Annotated in this window: 1 protein-coding gene; it reads left to right on the top strand. The window is 44.9% G+C overall.

Features of this window, described 5'->3' with window-relative positions; genetic code table 11:
* On the top strand, positions 1-276 hold a 276-nt coding region (locus tag AAEY75_RS14925; protein WP_352260013.1), incomplete at both ends, for an O-antigen ligase family protein.

Here is a 276-nt window from a genome sequence, read left to right on the forward strand (position 1 = left end):
CATCATTGGTGCCATTTTCGATGTAGAAAAGGTAAAACAACGTATTAGCGAAACCAGTTTACAATCGGAAACTCGCGATGAAGTTGTACGCGACTCAATCCCACTAATTTTAGATAACCCGTTATTAGGCTCGGGCGGCGGTACTTTTTACACTGCATTTCCCGCGTATCAGTCTGAGCCCTACTCTGGTTATTACGACAATGCGCATAACGATTATGTACAATTTGCAGTTGAGCTGGGTATTCCTACTACGGCGCTGTTGGGGCTGTTAGTGGT

Origin of the sequence: Psychrobacter sp. TB55-MNA-CIBAN-0194, assembly GCF_040309505.1 — a bacterium.
Lineage (GTDB): Bacteria > Pseudomonadota > Gammaproteobacteria > Pseudomonadales > Moraxellaceae > Psychrobacter > Psychrobacter fozii.